Consider the following 22717-nt stretch of genomic DNA (forward strand, 5'->3'; position numbering starts at 1 on the left):
CGGAGGGGAGGGGGTCGGGGGGTGGGGTAAGCCTACAACGCCGTAACCGGCACGGCCGTAGGGTCATAGTTCAGGTTGGGGGCCAGCCAGCGTTCCAGGTCTGCCAGCGGCATGGCCTTACGCTCAGCAATGTCTTCTACCTGGTCTTTGCCGATGCGGCCCAGGCCGAAGTAACGCGAGGCAGGGTGCGCGTAGTACAGGCCGCTCACCGACGAAGCCGGGTACATGGCCAGGTTTTCGGTGAGGTGAATGCCCGTTTTGTTTTCCGCATCCAGCAGCTCAAAGAGCGTGATTTTCTCCGTGTGGTCAGGGCAGCCGGGGTAGCCGGGGGCGGGGCGCACGCCGCGGTATTGCTCCTTGATGAGGTCTTCGTTGGAAAGCTTTTCGTCCGAGGCATAGCCCCAGAACTCCTCCCGCACGCGCTGGTGCAGGCGCTCGGCGAAGGCCTCGGCCAGACGGTCGGCCAGGGCTTTAATCATAATGCTGGAATAGTCGTCGTGGTCTTGCTCAAACTGATCGAGCAGCTTTTCGATGCCAAGGCCGGCCGTTACGGCGAAGCCGCCGATGTAGTCGGCGCGGCCGGTTTCCAGCGGGGCCACGTAGTCGGAGAAGGCCACGTTGGGGATGTTCTTGCCCTTTTCGCCTTGCTGACGTAGGGTAAAGAACTCCGTTTCTACTTCTTGCCGGGTATCGTCCTTAAACACCTGAATGGTGTCGTAATCGACAGTATTGGCGGGCCAGAAGCCGAACACGGCGCGGGCCGTCAGCAGTTTCTCGTCGATGACTTTGCGCAGCAGCGCTTGCGCATCTTCGAATAGCTTGGTGGCGGCTTCGCCCAAGGTTTCGTCTTCCAAGATGCGCGGATAGCGGCCTTTCAGCTCCCAGGTGTGGAAGAAGGGCGTCCAGTCGATGTAAGTGGCTAGCTCGGCCAAGTCGTAGTCTTCCAGCACCTTCGTTCCCAAGAAGGTAGGCTTGGTAATCGGCGTTTCTTCCCAATCGGCCTTAAAGCCATTTTCGCGGGCTTGCTCGATGGTGAGGTAGCGTTTGTCGCGCTGGCGGCCAGCGTAGTCGTTGCGCAGAGTCTCGTACTCGTCGCGCACGGTATGGGCGTAGGTTTCCTTGGCTGAGCCCAGCAGGCCTGCCGCTACCCCCACCGAGCGAGAGGCGTCGTTCACGTGCACCACGGGTCCGGTGTAGGCGGGCGCAATCTTCACGGCGGCGTGCAGGCGCGAGGTAGTGGCGCCGCCAATGAGCAGGGGCGTTTGCAGGCCGCGCCGCTCCATTTCCTGCGCTACGTACACCATCTCATCGAGCGAAGGCGTAATCAGGCCACTCAGGCCAATGATGTCGACCTGTTGCTTTTCGGCTTCGTCCAGAATCTTTTCCAGCGGCACCATCACGCCCAGGTCCACAATATCAAAGTTGTTGCAGGCCAGCACCACGCCCACAATGTTTTTGCCGATGTCGTGCACGTCGCCCTTCACCGTGGCCAGCAGGATTTTACCGGCGGTTTGCCGGTCGCCGCTTTGCTTGTCGGCCAGCAGGTAAGGCTCTAGGTAGGCCACGGCCTTCTTCATCACGCGGGCCGATTTCACGACCTGCGGCAGGAACATTTTACCGGCCCCAAACAGGTCGCCTACTACGTTCATACCGGCCATCAAGGGGCCTTCAATTACCTCCAATGGGCGCCCTACCTGCTGGCGCACTTCCTCGGTATCTTGGTCAATAAACTCCGTGATGCCGCGCACCAAGGCGTGTTGCAGGCGCTCCTGCACGGGTAGGCTGCGCCAAGCGTCGGCCACTACCTCCACCTTTTCCTTCTGCTTCACCGTTTCGGCAAAGTCCACAAGGCGCTCGGTGGCATCGGGGCGGCGGTTCAGCAGGACGTCCTCGCAGAGTTCGAGCAGGTCTTTTGGCACCTCATCGTACACGCCCAGCTGGCTGGGGTTCACGATGCCCATATCCAGGCCCGCCTTGATGGCGTGGTAGAGGAAGGCCGAGTGCATGGCCTCACGCACTACGTCGTTGCCACGGTAGGAGAAGCTGATGTTCGAAACGCCGCCGCTGGTGAGGGCGCCGGGCAGGTTCTGCTTGATCCAGCGCACCGCCTCGATGAAGTCCAGCGCATAGTTGCGGTGTTCCTCCATGCCGGTGCCTACCGTCAAGATGTTAGGGTCGAAGATGATGTCTTCGGGCGCAAACTCTACCTCGTTCACCAAGATATCATAGCTGCGTTGGCAGATTTCGATGCGGCGCTCGTAGCTGTCGGCCTGGCCGTTTTCATCAAAGGCCATGACCACCACGGCCGCGCCGTACTGGCGCACCGTGCGGGCGCGGGCCTTGAACACTTCTTCCCCTTCCTTGAGGGAAATGGAGTTGACGATGCTTTTGCCCTGCACGCACTTCAGGCCGGCTTCCAGCACGCTCCACTTCGAGGAGTCAATCATGACGGGCACGCGGGCAATGTCGGGCTCGGAGGCAATCAGATTGAGGAAGGTGGTCATGGCCTGCTCCGAGTCGAGCATGCCTTCGTCCATATTCACGTCGATGACTTGGGCGCCGCCTTCTACCTGGTCGCGGGCTACCGCCAGGGCAGCTTCGTAGTTGCCGGTACGAATGAGGCGGGCGAAGGCGCGCGAGCCGGTCACGTTGCACCGCTCGCCCACGTTCACAAATAAGCTCTGCTCGGTGATGCCGAACGGCTCCAACCCGCTCAGGCGGGTAGCGGGCGGCACCTCGGGTAGGACGCGCGGCTTGTACTTGTCGGCCAGGCGGGCCAGCTCGGCAATGTGCTGGGGCGTGGTGCCGCAGCAGCCGCCTACCACCGTCACGAGGCCATCGGTGAGGTAGCCTTCCACCAAACCCGCAAACTCCTCGGCCGACTCATCATACCCACCAAAGGCGTTGGGTAGGCCAGCGTTGGGGTAGGCGGAAATGTGCACGTCGGCAATGCGGCTCAACTCCTTCACATATACTTTAAGCTGATCGGCACCGAGGGCGCAGTTCAGGCCCACGCTGAGTAGGGGCAGGTGACGAATGGAGTTCCAGAACGCCTCTACCGTCTGGCCGCTCAGGGTCCGACCCGAAGCGTCGGTGATGGTACCGGAAATCATAATGGGCACCTGCCGGCCGCCTTCGTCGAAGAACTGCTGCACCGCGTACAGGGCCGCCTTGGCGTTCAGCGTGTCGAAGATGGTTTCGATGAGCAGCGCATCGGAGCCACCGTCTACCAGTCCACGCACTTGCTCGTGGTAGGCGTGGGCCAGCTCGTCGAATGTCACGGCTCGGAAGCCGGGACGGTTTACATCGGGCGAGAGGGAGGCGGTGCGGTTGGTTGGGCCAATAGCGCCGGCCACGAAGCGCGGCTTGCTGGGGTCTTTGGCCGTAAACTCGTCGGCTACTTCGCGGGCCAGCCGCGCCGACTCATAGTTCAGCTCATACACAATGTGTTCCAGCGCGTAATCGGCCTGGGCGATGGTGGTGCCGGAGAAGGTGTTGGTTTCCACCATGTCGGCACCAGCGGCAAAGTACTCCGCGTGGATGCTTTTGATGATATCGGGGCGCGTGAGCGAGAGCAGGTCGTTGTTGCCGCGCAGGGGCTTGGCGTGGTCGGCAAACCGCGGGCCGCGAAAGTCCTCCTCCGTCAGCGTGTGCCGCTGAATCATGGTGCCCATGGCGCCGTCCAGAATTAGGAGGCGGCGTTGGAGGATGTCGTAGAGCGGGGAGTCGGGGCAGGTCGTCTTCATGGATTTTCCTTCGGGAAAGCAGCGGGTACGAAAGCTTATCCAGAAAGAGAAAACCGCCGAAGCAGGTTCCTGTACTTATCTTCTTCCGCCCGATAGGTAGGGCGAAATGGGAGTTGGCACCTTGTAATATGTCAGGTTGCCAAGACGTCACAGGGCCCAATCCCTCGGTCTTTCTGGATAAGTAATACGCAAAGATACAGCTCAAAGCTCAGATTACAACCGTCCTGGCTTTTCTGCTGAGGCTGCTGCGCGAGGTTGGCTTGGTAGATCGAAAATCTTGTTTGATGAGCAGGAGGCGCCACTCTGTTGAAAAAATCGTCACGGCTTTTACTTCTGCCGCATTTTGTATCATCAGCGGCTAGTAACCCAGAGCATCTATCCCCCGCTGGTTTCGTGGTTATGCACCTTATGCGGATTTTCCTCCTGCTTTCTGGTTTCCTGCTCAGCCGCGCGGTGTTAGCGCAGACTATTATGCCGCCTTCTGCCGGCATGGGCTTGCGGGGACAGTACTATGCTGGGCGCGACTTTGAGAAGCTGGTACTCACTCGCCTCGATAAGAATATCGACTTCGACTGGACCTACGGCCCGCCTACCCCCGGCCGACCATCGGAGCGGTATGTGTCGCCGGGGCCGGGGGTGCCGGGCCAGTGGTTTTCGGTACGCTGGACGGGCTACCTCTACGCTCCTTCGACGGGCACTTACAAATTCAAGATTGCTACTGACGATGGAATGCGCGTATGGATTGGGCAGCAGCAGATCTTGGACTCCTGGCAATATCAGCCAGTTACCATGTCTTCTACGCATATGGTCTTGAAGGCTGGGCGCTACTACCCTATACGAGTGGAGTACTTTCAGGCAAACTTCGACACCCGAGCGCTGCTGGCCTGGCAAACGCCACCTCTCACGGAGCCTTCGTGGTGGGATAAGGTGCGTGAGGCCGTAGGCTTTAGCGAAACTGACTCGGTGCCCATTCCTACGCGCTACCTCTACCCTTCTTTACCGGCTAAGGCCGCGCCGCGCTCTACCCCTGCTCCGCCGCCAGCGGTGGCCGCCGCACCTATCGCACCGCCGACCACCCCCGTTCCTAAAGCAACAACCGTCACCAAGGTCCGACAAACCAGACGGGCAACACTTCGCCCAGCGACCATCCAGCCGCTTACGGCGCTGCGCCCCAAGGCAGCCGCAGCCGATGCTGTAGCACCAACTCCTGTTCTACCTACCCTGAGCATGCTCACGAAAGGTGAGACACTTACACTGCCCAACCTCTACTTCACTCGCAGTACGGCGGCGCTGCTGCCTACCTCCTACCCTACCCTGAACGCGTTAGCCCACACCCTACAGCAACAGCCCACACTCCGCTTAACAATAGCCGGCCACACCGATAACATTGGCGATGCGACGCTCAACCAAAAGCTTTCCGAGCAACGTGCCCAAGTAGTGCGGCGCTACCTAGTGCAGCAAGGCATCGACTCGCTCCGGCTAGCGGCGGTGGGCTATGGCGGCACCCGGCCAGTGGCTGATAACCGCGACCCGCGCCAGCGGCCTCGCAACCGGCGGGTAGAGGTGGTAGTGGAGTAGGGCGATAGATAGTAATACCAGCGAGCAAGATGGCGCGGTAGCATGAGCGTGTTAAGATTCGATAACCTCTGCACCAGCCAAAACATTCGTGTACAAACATGAGTTGTAGACACCGATACGCGCAGCGCCTTTGCTGCAGCTGTACACCCACTCAACATGACACAGACAACCCATCTTTTCTCGCCCTTCACCATGGGCGCCCTTTCCCTACCCAACCGCCTTGTGATGGCGCCCATGACGCGCAGCCGCGCCGACAACGACGCGCACAAGCCTACCGATATGCACGTGGAATACTACGTGCAGCGCGCTTCGGCGGGCCTGATTATCACGGAGGGCTCGCAGGTATCGGAGCAGGGCGTGGGCTACATCAACACGCCCGGCATCTACTCTGAGGAGCAGGTGGCCGGCTGGAAAAAGGTAACCGACGCGGTGCACGAAGCAGGCGGGCGCATCTACATTCAACTGTGGCACGTGGGTCGGGTGTCGCACCCGTTTTTTCATAATGGCGAGCTGCCGGTGGCCCCGTCGGCCATCAAGCCGGAGGGCGCCAAGGCCTTCACGGGCAAGGGCATGGAAGAAGTGCCTACCCCACGGGCACTGGAGTTGAGCGAGATTCCCGGTGTGGTAGACCAGTTCCGCCAGGCTGCCCGCAACGCCAAAGCCGCTGGTTTTGACGGCGCCGAGATTCACGGCGCCAACGGCTACTTGCTCGACCAGTTCCTGCAAGACGGCTCCAACCAGCGTACCGACGAGTATGGCGGCAGCGTAGAAAACCGCAGCCGCTTTGTGCTGGAAGTGGTGCAGGCCGTGGTAGACGAGCTGGGCGCCGACCGCGTGGGCATCCGCTTCTCGCCCCAGGGTAGCGCCAGCATTCAGGATTCCGATCCAGTGGCGACGTTCAGCTATGTAACGGAGCAACTGAACCAGTTCAACCTAGCCTACCTGCACGTGATTGAGGCCCTACCCGGCCACCCCATGGCCCAGCCTAGCCGGCCGGCCGTGGCCGCCAAGCTGCACGAAATTTTCAACGGCACCTTTATCCTGAACGGTGGCTACACCCAGGAAACTGCGGAGGCAGCCTTGGCTAACAACGAAGCCGATCTGATTGCCTTCGGTGTGCCGTTCATTGCCAACCCCGATCTGGTGGAGCGCTTCGAGCAAGGTGCCGCCCTCAACACCCCCGATCCTACCACGTTCTACGTGGCCGGCGAGAAGGGCTACACGGATTATCCTTCGTTGCAAGAAACCAAGGAAGCGGCACAGGACATCGAGCAAAAGTAAGCGTTGCTCGGTTTTCGTTTTGAAGACCAAGTACCGAACGCAGGCACTCCGTTTTCGACTGCCTACAACGTAATCTAGCTATACCAAGGAAAGCCTACTGCTCGGAGCGGTAGGCTTTCCTGTTTTCAGGGCGAGTTACATTCCGGAACGGATTTCTAAACACAACAACTTTTTGGCCTACCCCTGACCTTCCGCCCTACCCTGCGTATCCCTTACCAACCTAAACTATTCTGACCATGAGCACTGACCCCAACGAACCTCGTCCTACCAATAGCGAAATTGACCCCAAACCTACCTCCTACCCCACCAGCGAAGAGGGCATGGATGTGAAGCCCGACTGGAATATGTCGAGCTACAACCCGGCCAATAAACTGGCCGGCAAAGTGGCTCTCATTACGGGCGGCGACTCCGGCATTGGTCGGGCCGTAGCGCTGGCGTTTGCCATGGAAGGCGCCGACGTAGCCGTTATTTATCACACCAACGCCGAAGACGCTGAAGTAGTAGGCCAGGCCGTACGCGCTCAGGGCCGCAAGTTTTTGTCGATTCAGTGCGATGTGCGCTCAGCAGAAGCCTGCCGCGACGCCGTGCGCCGCACCCACGCCGAGCTGGGCGGCTTCAACATTCTGGTAAACAACGCCGCCTACCAGATGGGCTACGAAAACTTCGAGACGATACCAGAGGAGAACATCCACATCACCTTCGACACCAACATCAAGGGCTACTTCTTTATGGCCCAGGCGGCCATTCCGTTCCTGAAGGAAGGTGATTCCATCATCAACACGGGTAGCATTGTAGGCCTGGTAGGCAACAAGCACCAGATCGACTACGCCTCTACCAAAGGCGCTATTCATACTTTCACCAAGAGCCTGGCGCAGTACCTGGGCGACAAGAAAATCCGGGTAAACGCTGTGCTGCCTGGCCCTATTTGGACGCCCTTCATTCCTGGTGGCATGTTGAAAGAAGACTTGAAAACCTTCGGCGACGCTACCATGCTGGGCCGCCCCGGTCAGCCCGAAGAGCTGGCTCCGGCCTACGTGTATTTCGCTTCGACTGACGGTAGCTACTCCACGGGTAGCCTGCTGGAAGTAACGGGCGGCATGCCCAAAGGCGGCTGAGTTTGCCGCGTCTCTGCGCGAGGCGCGGTGCCCATAACGGCCTTCCCAAAAGCTTCCGCCGGCCGTGCCGGTCGGAAGCTTTTTTCTGGGCGCAGCTTCCGCCAACCGCCGTGCTTTTGCGTATTCCTACTCACCAACCCTTCCTACCTTAACCTAAACTCCTATGAGCACTGAATTTCGCCCTACCTCGGACGATATGAAAGCCGAAAAGCTGCCCTACCCGGCCAAACAGGCCGATATGAAGCAGCAGCCCGACTCCGACCTTTCCTACTACAAGCCAGCCGGCAAGCTAGAGGGTAAAGTAGCCCTCATCACCGGCGCCGACTCCGGCATTGGCCGGGCCGTGGCCCTGGGCTTTGCCATGGAAGGTGCCGATGTGGCCATCCTTTACAACGAAAACGACGAAGACGCCGAGAAAACCAAGTCGATGGTGGAAGGCACGGGCCGCCGCTGCCTGGTGCTGAAATACGACGTGCGCGAGCCCGAAAACTGCCTTTCGGCCGTGCGCCGCACCCGCGACGAGTTGGGCGGCCTGAACGTTTTGGTGAACAACGCCGCCTATCAGATGTCGCAGGAGAAGTTCGAGGACATTCCGGTGGAGCAAATCCGGCGCACCTTTGAAACCAACATCATGGGCTACATTTTTATGGCCCAGGCCGCCGTGCCGCACCTGCAAAAAGGCGACTGCATCATCAACACGGGTAGCATTGTGGGCCAAACCGGCAACAAGATTCTCATCGACTACGCTTCGTCGAAGGGCGCTATTCACGCCTTCACCAAGTCGCTGGCGCTGAGCTTGGGCGAGAAGGGTATTCGGGTGAATGCCGTGCTGCCCGGCCCCATCTGGACACCCAACATCCCCGGCACCATGCCTGCTTCTGAAATCGACAAGTACGGCCACGAGGTAGCCTTGCAGCGCCCCGGCCAACCCGAGGAACTGGTAGGCGCCTACGTACTGCTGGCCTCACAAGACGGCTCCTTCATGACGGGCGCCTTCATTCCCGTAACGGGCGGCAAGACCAGCAGCGACGAGTAAGAAATTGTCTTTTTCGCAGAAGCACCCCGCAGCCCAGGGCAAATGCTCTGGGCTGTTTGTTTGATGCATATAAATTCTACGGTTTAGCTTGAAACAGGCACCCTGTTTTGTATTTCTCCGTAGAAACTGATGTTAACTGTCGGTACACTGATTGGTGCCGCATTTCTCCTCCTTATGGCCTCTCCTCATTACCCAGAAGGCACCGTACGGGCGCTGCTGGCTACCGACCTCGTGACCGATGCTACCCGCGACGCGCTGCAAGCCCGCCTCGATGCGCCCGTGTACGAGCCGCAGTACCTCGATGGTGCCACCTACGAGCTGCTGCGCGCCGTGGCGGCCCGCCTGTTTCCGCAGCCCGACCGCCCCGACAACCCCATTGAGCTGGCTCCGGCCGTAGATAAGCGCCTGCTGGAAGGCGGCTCCGACGGCTGGCGCTACGACGCCCTACCCCCCGACCGCGAAGCCTACCGCATGGGCCTGGGCGGCATCCGCGACAGCGCCGAAACCATGTTCGGGCAGAAGTTTCTGTCGCTCAGCGACGAGCAGAAAGACCAAGTGCTTTCGGCGGTGCAGCAAGGCACCGCGCCCGGCGACGTGTGGCAGGAAATGTCTGGGGTTCGCTTTTTCGAGGAACTGCTAGCTGAACTCACCGAGAACTACTACGCCCACCCCTTGGCGCAGGAAGAAATCGGCTACGTCGGCATGGCCGATGTACCCGGCTGGCACCACCTCCAACTCAACGAATTAGACCCCCGCGAGCCGGAAGAACAGGTGAAGTTGTAAAAGGTGAAGTTGTGAAGGTAGGATTGCCTATCGTCATGCTGACGCACGCAATCCCTATCAGCAACTTACCCACAGCTTGCTCTCACTATTCACAAATTCACGACTCACACTTTCACCTTTCCCTTTATGCCTGAGGAAGAAGTAGCTGAAGAAGGCGTTTTGAATCCCCTCCAACCCGAGATTCAGGATCCGCTTCTCAAAGAAATAATCGAAGAAAACGACTTGCAGGCTGACCCCAGCCGCGACCCGCTGGAACAACCCGCCCCCCTCCCCGACCCCGACGAGGTAGTGGATTGCGTGGTGATTGGTACCGGCGCGGGCGGCGCGCCTCTGTTGGCCCGCCTGGCTATGGCCGGCCTGAAGGTAGTGGCCCTAGAAGCCGGCCCCTGGCACGACCCACGTAAGGATTTCGCCACCGACGAGAAAGCACAAGCGTTCTTGTTTTGGAACGATGAGCGGCTGTCGGCCGGCGAGGACCCGATTGCCTTTGGTCGCAACAACTCCGGCATTGGGGTAGGCGGCTCTACCCTGCACTACACCGCCTACACCCCCCGCGCCCAGGACGACGACTTCCGCCTGCAACGCGACTTTGGCGTGGGCAAGGACTGGCCCATCGGCTACGAAGACCTGGAGGCGTATTACGACGAGCTGGAGCAGTTTTTGGGCATCTCTGGCCCCAAGAACTACCCCTGGGGCCCTACCCGTAAGCACAGCTACCCCCTGGCTCCCCTACCCCTGAACGGGGCTGCACAACTGATGCAGCGCGGCTGCGAGCAGCTGGGCATCAAGACCTCTCCGGCGGCTAATGCGGCGTTGTCGGCGCGGTACTATCAAGAGGGCATTGGCTGGCGCGAGGCATGCACCAACCGGGGTTTTTGCCAGGCGGGCTGCAACATCGGCGCCAAGGCTAGCATGGACGTTACCTTCCTACCCCTGGCTGCCAACTACGGCGCCGATATTCGGCCTAACAGCTACGTTACGGAGATTGAGCGCGATGCTAGTGGCGCCATCACGGGCGTGGTGTATGAGCAAAACGGCATCACACTGCGCCAAAAGTGCCGCAATCTGTTTTTGTGCGCGGGCGCTATCGAAACGCCTCGCTTGCTGCTGCTGAACGAGTTGGCGTTGAACAGCGGCCAGGTAGGGCGCAACTTCACGGCGCATACAGGCGTGCAGGTGTGGGGCACTTTCCCCGAGGATGTACGGCCTTACAAGGGCATTCCGGGCGCGCTGATTTCGGAGGATACGCACCGCCCCAAGGACGCTGATTTTGTGGGCGGCTACTTACTGCAAAGCATTGGGGTGATGCCCGTTACGTTTGCTTCGCAGGCGGCGCGGGCGCGCAAGCTCTGGGGCCAGGCAGGCCGCGACTACATGCGCAACTACAACCACATTGCCGGCATCAACATATTGGGCGACTGCCTACCCCACGACAGCAACTACTTGGAGCTGGCCGAGGAAAAAGACGCCCGCGGTGTGGCCAAACCCCGCATTCACTTCACGGCCCAGGAAAACGAAAAGCGCATGACGGCCCACGCCGAGAACATTATGCGCCAGATCTGGGAAGCGGCCGGCGCCACCGATATCTGGGCGTTTCCGCGCTATGCCCACACCATCGGCACAGCGCGCATGGGCCACAGCGGCGACGACGCGGTAGTAGACGCCAACGGTCGTGCCTTCGACGTGCCGAACCTATACATCTGTGATAACTCTGTATTTCCGAGCGCCTTGAGCGTCAATCCGGCGCTGACGATTATGGCGTTGAGTCTGCGCACAGCCGATAAGTTTTTGGAGAAAGCCCGGTAAGGGCGCGTTGCACGCGCCTGTCGTTGAACGTTTGCGTTGAACGGCCTCGCCTACTCACCGTTCAATCTTTCAACGATGGACGCCCGCAAAGCGTCCTACCCTTCATGGCACAGGACTTTTTAAAACACATCAAAAAGAAATTCGGCAACGGCACGTACGAAGGCGACCAATTTGGGGGCGCAGATGGCCGCGACGGAAGCGGTCTGCCTACCAAATCACCCCGCAACTTCATGTTTGCGACGGGCATTGAGTGCTCCTACCCTACCATCGACCACGGCAAAACCCGCCGCGACCTGCTTGAGGAAACCGACCACTACAACCGCTATAAGGAAGACCTGGGCCTGGTGAAGGAGATGGGGCTGAACGTGCTGCGCTACAATCTGCCTTACTACAAAATTCAGAAGGCACCGGGCAAGTACGACTGGGAGTTTGCGGATGCTGCTATGGCCGAAATCAAACGCCTGGGCATCACGCCTATTCTGGACCTGATGCACTTTGGCGTGCCCGACTGGTTGGAGAACTTTCAGAACCCTGAGCTGCCGGTGCACTTTGCCGAGTACTGCGGCGCCGTGGCCCAGCGCTACCCCTGGGTGCGTTTCTATACGCCCGTCAACGAAATTTACGTGACGGCCCGCGCCAGTGCTAAAGACGGCATCTGGAACGAACAATTGAAATCCGACAAGGGGTTTGTGACGGCCATGAAGCACTGCGTGGCTGCCAGCATCATGGGCAACCATCAAATTGCCAAGTACCGCCCCGACTGCGTGATTGTGCAGAGCGAATCGGCGGAGTACATTCACGAGATGCGGGCGGTGGAAAGTGACCATACGCGCCTCACCAACAAGCTGCGCTTTCTGTCGCTGGATTTGCTCTACGCCCATACCATCGATGCCGAAGTGCTGCTGTATTGCCTCGACAACGGTATGACCCGCGAGGAGCTAAAGTGGTTTATGGCCGGCGAACCTCCCGGATACCAGATCATGGGCAACGACTACTACGGCCGCAACGAGAAGATTATCAAGCCCAACGGCGACCTGTGCTCTGCTGAGGACGTGCTGGGCTGGTACACCATGACCAAGCAATACTACGAGCGGTACCGCAAGCCCGTGTTCCACACCGAAACCAACACCTTCAACGCCCTAGATGCCGAATGCTGGCTCTGGAAGCAGTGGGTGAACGTGACCCGCATCCGTCAGGACGGCGTGCCGGTGGTCGGCTTCACGTGGTATTCCCTCCTCGACCAGATCGATTGGGACATTTCACTGGCCGAAAAGCGCGGTTTCGTAAATCCTTGCGGCCTCTACGACCTCAACCGCCAAATTCGCCCCGTGGGGGAGAGCTACAAGATGCTGCTGAAAGAGTTTGGTCAGATTACAATGGTGCCCCACGGCGAAATCTTCCAGATTACAAAGCGGCCCGCAGAACTGAAGGTAGAGGTATAAAGGCTGCTATTGTCTTGAAGGAAGTGAGAAATCTGTGTGATTCATTGAAGTCGCTTCTCATAGATTCCTCACTTTCCTCAGCTTAGCGCAGCTTCTGTTATTCAATTAGCTGATGCAACCTCGCTGTAGCATAGACAGCTATTATATTTGTGCATGACGTTGCAGCAGTTGGAATATATTGTAGCTCTCGACGCGCACCAGCAATTTGTATTGGCTGCTGATAAGTGCTGTGTCACGCAGCCTACCCTGAGCATGCAGGTGCAGAAGCTGGAAGATGAGTTAGGCGTGCTACTCTTTGACCGTACCCGCAAAGGCGTGGTACCCACAGCCGTAGGTAGCAAGGTGATAGAAAAAGCCCGCGAGATTCTGCGCATTTCCCAGCAATTGCGCGAGACAGTGCAGGTGGAAAAAGGAGAGTTGGTAGGCGAGTTGCGCCTGGGCATCATTCCTACCCTGGCGCCCTACCTAGTGCCGTTGTTTCTAGTAGAACTGGTAGAGCGTCACCCACAATTGCGCGTGCAGGTGGAAGAAATGCAGTCGGCCGACATCATGCAGCGGCTGAAGGAAAACCAACTGGACGTGGGGTTGCTCGTAACGCCCCTCGATGACCGCCAGTTGCGGGAAATCCCACTCCTGGAAGAACCCTTTCTGGGCTACGTATCCGAAGGCCATAGCCTCTACCCGCAGGCCACCATCAGCCCCACTGACTTGGACGCGCCGGGCTTGTGGCTGTTGCAGCAGGGCCATTGCTTTCGCCACCAAGTGCTCAACATCTGCTCGCCCTCGCCCGTAGCCGACAGCCAGCCGTTTGCCTACGAAAGCGGCTCCATCGAAACCCTGAAAGAACTGGTACGCCACAACCACGGCTACACGCTGGTGCCGGAGCTGTCGGTGCTGAATGAGTTGGACAACCCCATGGTGAAGCGCTTTGAGGCGCCCGAGCCGGTCCGCGAAATCAGCTTGGTGGTGCACCACGGCTTTGTGCGCCTACCTTTGCTGCATAGCCTGCGCGAGCTGGTGCTGGCAAAGGTGCCCCCGCGCCTGCATGCTGGGCAAGCGGGGAAGAAGATTCGGTGGCGGTAGCGTGAGTTGTACAAAGTAATGTGATGCAAAACTATCGTCGGTTTCTCGTTGATTGGCTGCCGTGGCTTGTGCTGGCAGCCGTAGTCTTTATTCCGGCCCTGCGTGTGCCAGTAGTGGGCACCTTGCAGCGCGGGTTGCTGGCCACCGGCCTGCTACGCCCTACCCTACCCCAAGCATCAACTCCGGCGCCGGCCCAACCCACTGCCGCTACAGGCGCCGCCTACCCCGATGTGCCGTTGCTTACCCTTGATGGCCACCCCACCAACCTACGTGCCTTGCGCGGCAAGGTGGTCTTCGTGAATTTGTGGGCTACCTGGTGCCCGCCGTGCGTAGCCGAGCTGCCCAGCATTCAGGCGCTGGCGGCGCGGGTAGATACGCAGCGGGTAGCTTTTGCACTGGTATCATTGGATCAGAATCCGCGGCGGGCGCAAGTGTTTGCGCAGCGGCGAGGTCTCACGCTGCCCATCTACTTCCCGGCCGCGCCCCTGCCCGCGCCCTTCGAGACAGATGCCATACCTGCCACCTTTGTGCTCACGCCCGACGGCCGCGTGGATTTCCACCACGAGGGCATGGCCGATTACGACTCCCAGAAGGTAAAGGCCTATCTGGAGGGCCTGGCTCAACCGTAGTGCCATCGCAAAAGCCAGCGCTTTCTGCCCTATTGCCGTACACAAGCGGAGCCGCCACATAGGCGGCTGCTAACCGTTGCGCAATGGCTTCTTCCAACTTTCCTACCCTCCTCTACCTCCATTACTGGGCGGGCGCTGGCCACGCCTGGCAGGGCGTGGCCAGCGCCCTCGGCCCCAACTATCCCTCGCTGGCGCCCGATTTGGGCGGTTTTGGCGGCGCACCCGCCCCGGCGGGAGGCTATTCTGTGGATGCCTACGCCGATTCGGTGGCGGCGTATATCCACGACAAACAGTTGACGCGTTACGTCTTGGTGGGCCATAGCATGGGCGGAAAAATTGCGTTGGCACTAGCAGCGCGGCAGCCCGCAGGGCTGATGGGCGTTGCCTTATTGTCGCCTTCGCCGCCCACCGCCGAACCCATGACGGAGCAAGACCGCCAGGATAGCCTGAAAGCCTATGGCAAACCCGATCAGGCCGAAAAAACCTTCCAGACCATCACGACTCGGCCGCAGCCGCCTGCTATCAAAGAGCAGATTATCAACGACAACCTGCGCAGCAGCAAAGGCGCTTGGGATGCTTGGCTGCTGCACGGCAGCCGCGAAAACATTGCGGCTCGCCTGTGCGATATACAGGTACCTTGTGCTATCCTGGCTGGCGACCAGGACCAGATTATGTCGCCCTCAGTGCACGGCCTGGAAACCCTACCCCTACTACCCGACGATACGCCGCTGGAAATCATTGGCGGGGCCGGCCACCTCCTACCCTACGATGCCCCCGAGGAGGTAGCCGCGCTCCTGCATGATTTCATTTCGCGCCTACCTTTGCGGTAGACGACGACGTGAGAACGTGTCGTCTGTACTTCCCTACCCCCAACGCTTCCCTCATGCAGAACTTCACCTCCTTCGCCGATGCGGGCGACTACAAAGCCCTCCTCGCTAAGGCGCTCGAAATCAAGCAAAACCCATACGGTTACCAGCAGATCGGTAAGAACAAGACCGTGGGGCTGATTTTTTTTAATCCTAGCCTGCGCACGCGCCTGAGCAGTGTGAAAGCCGCCTACAACCTGGGCGCGCAAGCCTGGGTGCTCAACGCCGGCGCCGATTCGTGGACCTTGGAAATGGCCGATGGTGCCGTGATGAATGGCGGAACGCAGGAGCATATCAAGGAAGCCATTGCCGTGATGAGTCAGTATTGCGATGTGCTGGGCGTGCGCACTTTTCCTACCCTGAAGGACCGCGAGGAAGACTACAACGAGGTGGTGTTCAAGAAGATTATGCAATACGCCACAGTGCCCGTAGTGAGTCTCGAAAGCGCTACGCTGCACCCGTTGCAGTCGTTTGCCGACCTGATTACGGTGGCCGAGCACAAGCAGAAAGAGCGCGTGAAAGTGGTGCTGACTTGGGCACCGCACGTGCGCGCCCTACCCCAATGCGTGCCCAATTCCTTTGCCGACTGGTTTTCGGAAGTGGACTGGGTGGATTTCGTGATTACCCACCCCGAGGGCTACGAGCTGGACCCAAAGTTCACGAAAGGCGCCCGCATCGAGTACGACCAAAAGAAAGCTCTGGAGGGTGCCGATTTTGTGCAGGCCAAAAACTGGAGCAGCTATAAGGATTACGGCCAGGTCATCAGCAACGACCCCAGCTGGATGCTTACGCCCGAGCACATGACGGGTACCAACGACGCTAAATTCCTGCACTGCCTCCCCGTGCGCCGCAACGTAGAAGTATCCGACGCCATCCTAGACTCACCTAACTCCCTGGTGATTCAGGAAGCCGGTAACCGCGTCTTCTCCATGCAAACCGTACTGCACGAGTTGTTGAAATAAGTAATGAAGTGGTGAATACTATTACGCTATATGCTCAGCATGACAGGCGTAATAGTATTCACCACTTCACAAACTCACTGTTTCACCTTACAGCGGATCGGCGGTGACTTTGAAGCGGGAGTCGGCGCGGATGGTGATGTCGCGGGTGATGGCCTTGGCAATGGTAGCCTTGGTGGTTAGCGTATAGCTTTCTGCTTTGATGTAGCTGTCGAGTTTGGCCTTGGTGGGCGTGAGTGTGATACTCTGCACGCCAGTCGGGACATTGCTCAGCGAGGCTAATAGAATCTGGTCGTTGCCGTTGCCCGTGCTGATGTAGATTTCAATGCTGCGCAGGAAATTGAAATTTTCGCTGTTGGGGTCGGCAATGGTGAGCGTGAGCCGATCTAGGCTTACATCCTTCACCAAGTCGGCGCGGGTATTGTTGTTCTTGAATTTGGAAGACGACTGCGTAGGCACAGCCACTGGCGACAAGGGCGCGGCTATTCCTACCGGGAAGCTAGAGGCAATTTTGATGTTTTGGCTGTCTTCAATATAGAAGGTCAGGAGCTTGTCAATCTCCTTACAGCCAACAACGAACAAACCAAAAAAGAGGGTAGCGAGTAACAGGACTTTTTTCATGTGAATTGAATTTTGTCCAGAACCTACGCAACCACTACGCCAAACAGATTGCCGTTCGGCTACTCCTTCAACTTATTTTGGGCATTCTTCCCGTGTCAGCTGCTCGTTGATGACAATGCCTGCCTTGGAGCCATCGGCGGCGGCCATAATGGCCTGCTGCTGACCGGGCGTAAGGTCGCCAGCAGCGTAGAGGCCGGTCACGGAGGTCTGCTGCTTTTTATCGACCCACACGGCTCCTTTCTTCGTGAAGCGGCACCCTAGCTGCTTGGCAAACGAGGCGCGCTGGTGTTGGGGCGCGTGCAGAAACAGTGCATGACACTCTAGTGGCTCGCCCGTTTCAAACTCCACGCAACGCAGCATCCCATCGGGGTTGCCTACCAATCGTTGCACGCACTCTTCACGCACAGCAATGCCCTGCTGGCGCAAACGGCGCCGGGCATTGTTGGTGAGGTGGCCCGGCCCGTCGGTGCACACCGTTATGTGGCTCGACCACCGACTGACCAGTAGGGCCAGTCCCGTTACGGTTTTGCCGCGGCCGTAGACGGCCAGCGGTTGATTACGCACCTCCCAGCCGTGGCAGTAGGGGCAGTGTAATACCCCCCTACCCCAGAACTCGCGCATACCATCCAGGGGTGGCAACTCGTCTTCTACCCCCGTTGCCAGTATCACTTTGCGCGCTGTTACCACGGTAGTGCGGTTGGACTCGGTATCGGCCTCCACCCGAAAATGGCCGTTCTCTTTCGTGATAGATGTTACGCGCAGCTCGCGCACTTCCACCGATTCGTAGGGCGTGAGCTGGCTGCGGCCAATGCGCAATAACTCCTCGGGGGCGGTGCAGTCGCGGGTGAAGAAGCCCTGCACGGCGGGCGAGGTGACGTTGCGTGGGGCACCGGCATCGCACACCAGCACGCGGCGCATACTACGTCCTAGTATCAGCGCCGCGCTCAAACCGGCGCTGCCAGCGCCCACAATTACCACGTCATAGTCAGTGGAAGTCAGCAGCTTGTGGGCGGGGCGTACGGTGGCAATGGTTGGCTTCATGAAACAAATAAAAGAGCAGCGCAACAGCCAATACCGGTGTGGTGCAGGCCTACCTGCGGGAAAGCTGACAACACGCAGAAATGGTGCTTTCAGATAGAAAGAGCCTTTTGTACCGAAGTTTCGGGCAATTGGTTTTTAGCTCTCTGCACAGGACAGTTTCCTGGTTCTTATTTTTATCACTATTCCTGCTGCTTCAAATAAGAACCTGATTGACATAAAACAAAAAGCCTCTCCCACCGGAGAGGCTTTTTGTTTGCTTGCGCGAAGCGTTTGCCGCAGGGCTTATTGCTTCACGAGGCGCAGCACGTGGCGCTCGTTGGTGCCTTGCACCAGCACCACGTACGTACCCACGGGCAGTTGCTGCACGTCCAGCGACGACTCCAAGCCACCGCTTACCGAGTAGCTAGCCACCGTACGGCCAGCCATGTCTACCACGCTTACTTGGTAGCTACCAGTTGCCAGACCGCGTAGGTCCAGCGTGGTGCGCGTGGTGGTTGGGTTGGGATACAGCGTTGGGGCTTGCGCCACTACCTCACCCGTGAACACCACCGTGCGTACCGGCGACAGCGACTCCGTGCCGTCGTGGTCTACCTGGCGCAGGCGGTAGTATACCGTGCCGGTGTGTGGTACCTTAGCATCTACCAGCCCATATACGTGTGCCTGGCTGGTGCTACCCTGACCGGCCACCCGGCCTACCGCCGTGAAGGTAAAGCCATCGAAGGAGCGCTCTACTACGAAGTAGGCATTGTTCTTCTCCGAGGCCGTGCTCCAGCTCAGCACTGCGTTCTGCTGCACTGCCTGCACCGCGAAGGCTACCAGCTCAACCGGCAGCGGCGTATTTTGCTGTATCAGAACATTGCCCGAAAATTCGGAGGTGATGAGACCACTCGCGGTGGCTGTTGCCGTCAGGCGTGCGCTAGCGTTTATGACGGCGGTTCGTTGCTCAGTCGTAAGGCTGCTAAGTGGCAGACTGAACGTGAAGCGAGTTGCATTCGTCTCGCTACCCTGATCCAGACCATTAATGACGCCGCTGTAGCTTCCTGTATCTCCATTGCTATCGGTAACGCTAGTAAGCGTACCACCCTCCAATGCCGAGAACAGGTACGTTTTTCCCTGCCCAAAAGCGGTGCTCGTACGGTCAGCCAAGAAGAATTCAATTGTGCTACCAGCTGGCGCAAAGCCCGTAACCTGTAAGAATCCATTCGTTGTGTTTGTTACAACAGCTTTCATGATAACCGGAAAGTTTAACAACCCGTTGGCGCCACTGCTCGCCGTTTTGCCAGTGGCATTCAGAGAAGCATAAGCACTGGTGCCCCTACCAGCATCATCCGTAGATTTCAGCAAATCAATCCCAAGCTGCCCGGTAGCAGCATTCCCGTTGGCTGCCGTTATGGTGCCATTATTCAAAGTGGAATTTTGGCTGATGATGGTGTTGGCGGCATCGCTAGCCACCATGATACCCGCACCATAGTTTGCATTCAAAATATTATTTACTAATCGGTTAGCAGAACCCCCTACGCGTACACCCGCCGTTTCAGTTGGCGCTGTGTTGGTGAGCCCAACCCCATTACCCGAGATAGTATTGCTAACGATTGTAACAGCGCCAGCACTGCTGACCATGTCAATTCCATTGCCGGCATTACTCGAAATAAGATTACTGGTTACGATAGCGCCGCTGCCTAGAATGGTGATGCCATCTGCTGCTACACTGGTCCGCCCATTAGTACTTACTTCATTACTAGTAATAGTCACCGTGGTAGCACCGCTACCCACTACAATGCCCGATTGCCCAGCGTAAAGAACCAGGTTGTTGTTGATCGTTGTGCCGTTGCCTCCGGTAATGCTTATTTGCGAGCCTGTTGTACGCGCTGTGGTGCCAAGGTCTGTTGTAGCACGAGCAGTCACGCCTAAAACGTTGTTGCTGATATTAGCATTACTACCGCTAATCGTGAGTGCATTACCATTGGATCCATAGAGTGCCAGGCCTGTCATGTCTACGTCGGAGGCGGTGATAGACAAGCCCGCCAGTGATGTGCTTACCTTGATTTCCACTTCGGGAGCATCTACGCGACTGAACGTAGTAGCCATAGTACCTACCGTGCCGCTAGTTCCTAGCGTGGCCGTATTCGTGTTGCCCACGTTGTAGGTCTGCGTGGTGCCGTCGAGGCGAGTATTGGGACCCGTGATGGCTGGCAGCGCCGTTGCCGGCGTAATAACGGCCACTCCATTTACCAAACCGGAGGTTAAATCACTTCGCTGTCCAGCGGGCACGCTGGTAGTGGCGCCACTGGGAATCATAAAAATGCTCGTTTCCTTGCCCGCAGGCAGCGCACCGGCGGCATTCGAGCCGGCCTGCACTAATTGACCTTCACCGCCCAATGCGTTGCTATTCACAATAAACTGCCGCAATGAGCCCTGGCCGGTATTGTTGGTATTTACAACCGTATCGAAGTTATAGCCGAAGTCTACCCCTAACCTTGGCCCTGCTGTTGGGGTCAATACCTTTGTTATCGACTGTATTGCCTGGGTAGTACTTGCTACAGGTAGCGTTGTTGTTGTGGTATTGCCGTAGTCTACCTTATTAGGCACTTCGCCTCCTACCCGATCAGTTACGGGCGTAGTAGTTGCTGTAGAAACATCGGTGCGGTACGTTTGTACGGATACCAGACCACTCGTGCTACCACCGCTACGGTTGCTAACCACCGTGTTATTCACTACCCGAACAGCGTATGTAGTATTGGCTGCTAATGCGGTAGTGCCGTTCGTTGTCGTGAAAGTGTAATTACCGTTCGCATCCGAAGTAGTAGCCTGCAGATAGGTATAGGTATCGACATTATTAGTAGTAGATACGGAAAACAGTTCTACCCGAGCACCAGTCACGCCCAATCCATTGCTTGTTGCTTGCGAGCGGCCACTACCACCACCATAGTTTACGTCTTCAAATACATTGCCCAGAATGGCCGTCTGGAAATAAATCGGACTAGGAGTAGGACTATCTTCGTTGGGGTTGGCGGGCAATGCTCCGCTATCCGTAGAGGCATCTGTGGCTTGCAAGTTGCCGTTTGTAGGCGAAACGAGGTTACCCTGTGCGCTTAGTTTGTATCCCCCGTTGGCACTGGTAGCACCACCAAGTGCCGAAGCATAGGCTTGATTATCAACCGGGGTAGTTGGTACGTTGGTTGTGGCAGCATACCCTACTGTCACTGTCAGATTAATCGTAGCGCTTTGACCAGCCGTTAGACTTTGTGTTCCCGTAAGCAACCCTGCTCGAATAGGAGTAGTCGTGTTAGACACTCCTGTATAGCTGGTTGTCGTATTGGCAGCTAGTGTAGCAGAGCCATCGTTTGTTACGCTCAGGCTGTTCACCGTAACGCTTTGCGCACGCGTAGCGTCAGCACCAGAAAAGGTAGAGCCTACTTGCGTAGTACTCGCATTACCACTCCACAAAAAGTCAGACACCTGCACTTTATCAAGTGTTTGGGTACCCGTGTTTTTCACTTTGAACTGAAAGGAAACCGTATAGCTGGTTGCGCTGTTCCGCACAACGTTGGTAACGCTCTTCACTACATCCAAATAATAAGAAGGGTTAATGCAACTGGCCCCATCACTCACGCTAGCCGGGTCAATAGTACTGAGTTGGGTATAGGCTCCGGTATTCACGTCAACTTGAAAAAAAATACCAGAGCTAGCGGTACCCACCGTACCATTAGTGTACACAAACAGGTTACCAGCCACGTCAAAGAAGGACGTACCCACGGCCTGCGTATTGATTGATGTTCCTCTAATTACCGTTACAAGTGCCTGACCAGTACTCGCGTTGGTATAAGGATCGATGCGCCACAGCGTACCGTTCTGGAATACGCCGTAGAGCAGATTATCATTAGGATTAAGCGCCAGATCATAGAAGGTTACATTCAGGTCGGCAGTATTATTTGCTGAGCGTAGGCGTAGCGCTGAGGCAACTAACGGCGTAGCGGAGTTCAGATCGTAGCGATATAAATTGTAGTTCGCCGTACCAGCCGAGTTTTGGCTGCTTACATAGTAGCGGCCGTTTTTATCAATTGTACCAGCGGCTACCTGAATGTTTGGCATCCCGGATATAACACCCATGTTTACAATGCCGCCTTGCCCAATTTTATACATACTTATACTCGTGGGCAGTGTGCCTGAGCTGCCGGTAGTAGAAAGCGCGTACATGTAGCCATCCTGGGAGTTGTATGCTAAGCCGTTGAGTAGGACCCCCATGTCATTGGTGGGCGTACCATTTACCGTACGCACGTTTACGGGCACTGTTGTGTACGTACTAGCCGAACGGTCTACTCGGTATAAGCTAGAGGTGGTGCCTACTTGCCGAATTTGATAAAAGGTGCCGTCGCAGGAGAAAGCAGCTCCTTGTGCCCATGCTGCTGCCGAACCGAGTACTAGCCAGGCAAGAAGTAGAATGGCAAAGTGTAGAGTTGTTTTCATATACATGAATGTGTGGTGTGACCTTCCAAGCAGTTGGTTATGATTACTCAGCAAGTAGCTACTGTCGATTGAATACCATAGCAAACCTACCTTGTCTCTTCACCTTTTATGGTATTTTTTCGACAAATGCATTTCTCTACTCGGTGAGTAGATTGCTCGTTTATGGAATCCCTTTCTAATATTGAGATTGAAAGTTTCATGCCAATATCCTCTATTAGACAGTCTAAAGGGAGTTTTACAATTAGATATAGGTTACATCCAATG

At 57.4% G+C, this 22717-nt stretch carries 15 protein-coding genes and 1 riboswitch; of the genes, 11 read left to right on the plus strand and 4 right to left on the minus strand.

The features are described 5' to 3' along the window. Positions 1-32: 32 nt before the first annotated feature. Positions 33-3746, minus strand: coding sequence for a methionine synthase (gene metH / locus J4D97_RS11040; protein ID WP_208307631.1), 3714 nt, complete (start codon positions 3744-3746; stop codon positions 33-35). A gap of 72 nt (positions 3747-3818) precedes the next feature. Beyond that, positions 3819-3930: riboswitch (SAM riboswitch) on the minus strand. A gap of 224 nt (positions 3931-4154) precedes the next feature. On the opposite strand from metH, the gene J4D97_RS11045 reads away from it, so the two are divergent. The 11 genes from J4D97_RS11045 (at position 4155) to J4D97_RS11095 (ending at position 16327) form a co-directional block, all read left to right on the plus strand. Continuing rightward, on the plus strand, positions 4155-5324 hold the full coding sequence (locus J4D97_RS11045; protein WP_208307632.1) for a PA14 domain-containing protein: 1170 nt from the start codon (positions 4155-4157) through the stop codon (positions 5322-5324). A 156-nt stretch (positions 5325-5480) separates the two neighbouring features. After that, entirely contained in the window at positions 5481-6605 is a 1125-nt protein-coding gene (locus J4D97_RS11050) for an alkene reductase (RefSeq protein ID WP_208307633.1), read from the plus strand. Positions 6606-6841: 236 nt separating this feature from the next. Next, entirely contained in the window at positions 6842-7720 is an 879-nt protein-coding gene (locus tag J4D97_RS11055; RefSeq protein WP_208307634.1) for an SDR family oxidoreductase, read from the plus strand. 163 nt (positions 7721-7883) lie between these two features. Then, positions 7884-8756, plus strand: a complete 873-nt coding sequence (locus tag J4D97_RS11060) for an SDR family oxidoreductase (RefSeq protein ID WP_187318709.1) — start codon at positions 7884-7886, stop codon at positions 8754-8756. A 174-nt stretch (positions 8757-8930) separates the two neighbouring features. Next, the gene (locus tag J4D97_RS11065) at positions 8931-9539 is read left to right on the plus strand and encodes a gluconate 2-dehydrogenase subunit 3 family protein (protein ID WP_208307635.1); all 609 of its coding nucleotides are present in this window, start codon (positions 8931-8933) and stop codon (positions 9537-9539) included. A 126-nt stretch (positions 9540-9665) separates the two neighbouring features. Continuing rightward, entirely contained in the window at positions 9666-11345 is a 1680-nt protein-coding gene (locus J4D97_RS11070; RefSeq protein ID WP_208307636.1) for a GMC family oxidoreductase, read from the plus strand. 104 nt (positions 11346-11449) lie between these two features. Beyond that, complete coding sequence (locus tag J4D97_RS11075) at positions 11450-12787, plus strand: family 1 glycosylhydrolase (RefSeq protein WP_208307637.1); 1338 nt, start codon at positions 11450-11452, stop codon at positions 12785-12787. Positions 12788-12940: 153 nt separating this feature from the next. Beyond that, positions 12941-13870, plus strand: a complete 930-nt coding sequence (locus J4D97_RS11080) for a hydrogen peroxide-inducible genes activator (protein ID WP_208307638.1) — start codon at positions 12941-12943, stop codon at positions 13868-13870. 23 nt (positions 13871-13893) lie between these two features. Beyond that, positions 13894-14499, plus strand: coding sequence for a TlpA family protein disulfide reductase (locus J4D97_RS11085; RefSeq protein ID WP_243900264.1), 606 nt, complete (start codon positions 13894-13896; stop codon positions 14497-14499). 83 nt (positions 14500-14582) lie between these two features. Next, on the plus strand, positions 14583-15329 hold the full coding sequence (locus J4D97_RS11090) for an alpha/beta fold hydrolase (protein WP_208307639.1): 747 nt from the start codon (positions 14583-14585) through the stop codon (positions 15327-15329). Positions 15330-15382: 53 nt separating this feature from the next. Then, positions 15383-16327: an N-acetylornithine carbamoyltransferase gene (locus J4D97_RS11095; protein WP_208307640.1), complete on the plus strand. Its 945-nt coding sequence runs from the start codon at positions 15383-15385 to the stop codon at positions 16325-16327. A gap of 87 nt (positions 16328-16414) precedes the next feature. Here the strand turns inward: J4D97_RS11095 and J4D97_RS11100 are convergent, their stop codons facing one another. From J4D97_RS11100 to J4D97_RS11110, 3 genes are all read right to left on the minus strand, one after another. Continuing rightward, the gene (locus J4D97_RS11100; RefSeq protein ID WP_185282111.1) at positions 16415-16945 is read right to left on the minus strand and encodes a hypothetical protein; all 531 of its coding nucleotides are present in this window, start codon (positions 16943-16945) and stop codon (positions 16415-16417) included. Positions 16946-17017: 72 nt separating this feature from the next. Then, positions 17018-17986, minus strand: a complete 969-nt coding sequence (locus J4D97_RS11105) for an NAD(P)/FAD-dependent oxidoreductase (protein WP_208307641.1) — start codon at positions 17984-17986, stop codon at positions 17018-17020. A 282-nt stretch (positions 17987-18268) separates the two neighbouring features. Further along, complete coding sequence (locus J4D97_RS11110) at positions 18269-22453, minus strand: T9SS type A sorting domain-containing protein (RefSeq protein WP_208307642.1); 4185 nt, start codon at positions 22451-22453, stop codon at positions 18269-18271. Positions 22454-22717 lie beyond the last annotated feature (264 nt).

The sequence above is a fragment of the Hymenobacter defluvii genome (genome assembly GCF_017589435.1).
GTDB classification, from domain to species: domain Bacteria; phylum Bacteroidota; class Bacteroidia; order Cytophagales; family Hymenobacteraceae; genus Hymenobacter; species Hymenobacter profundi.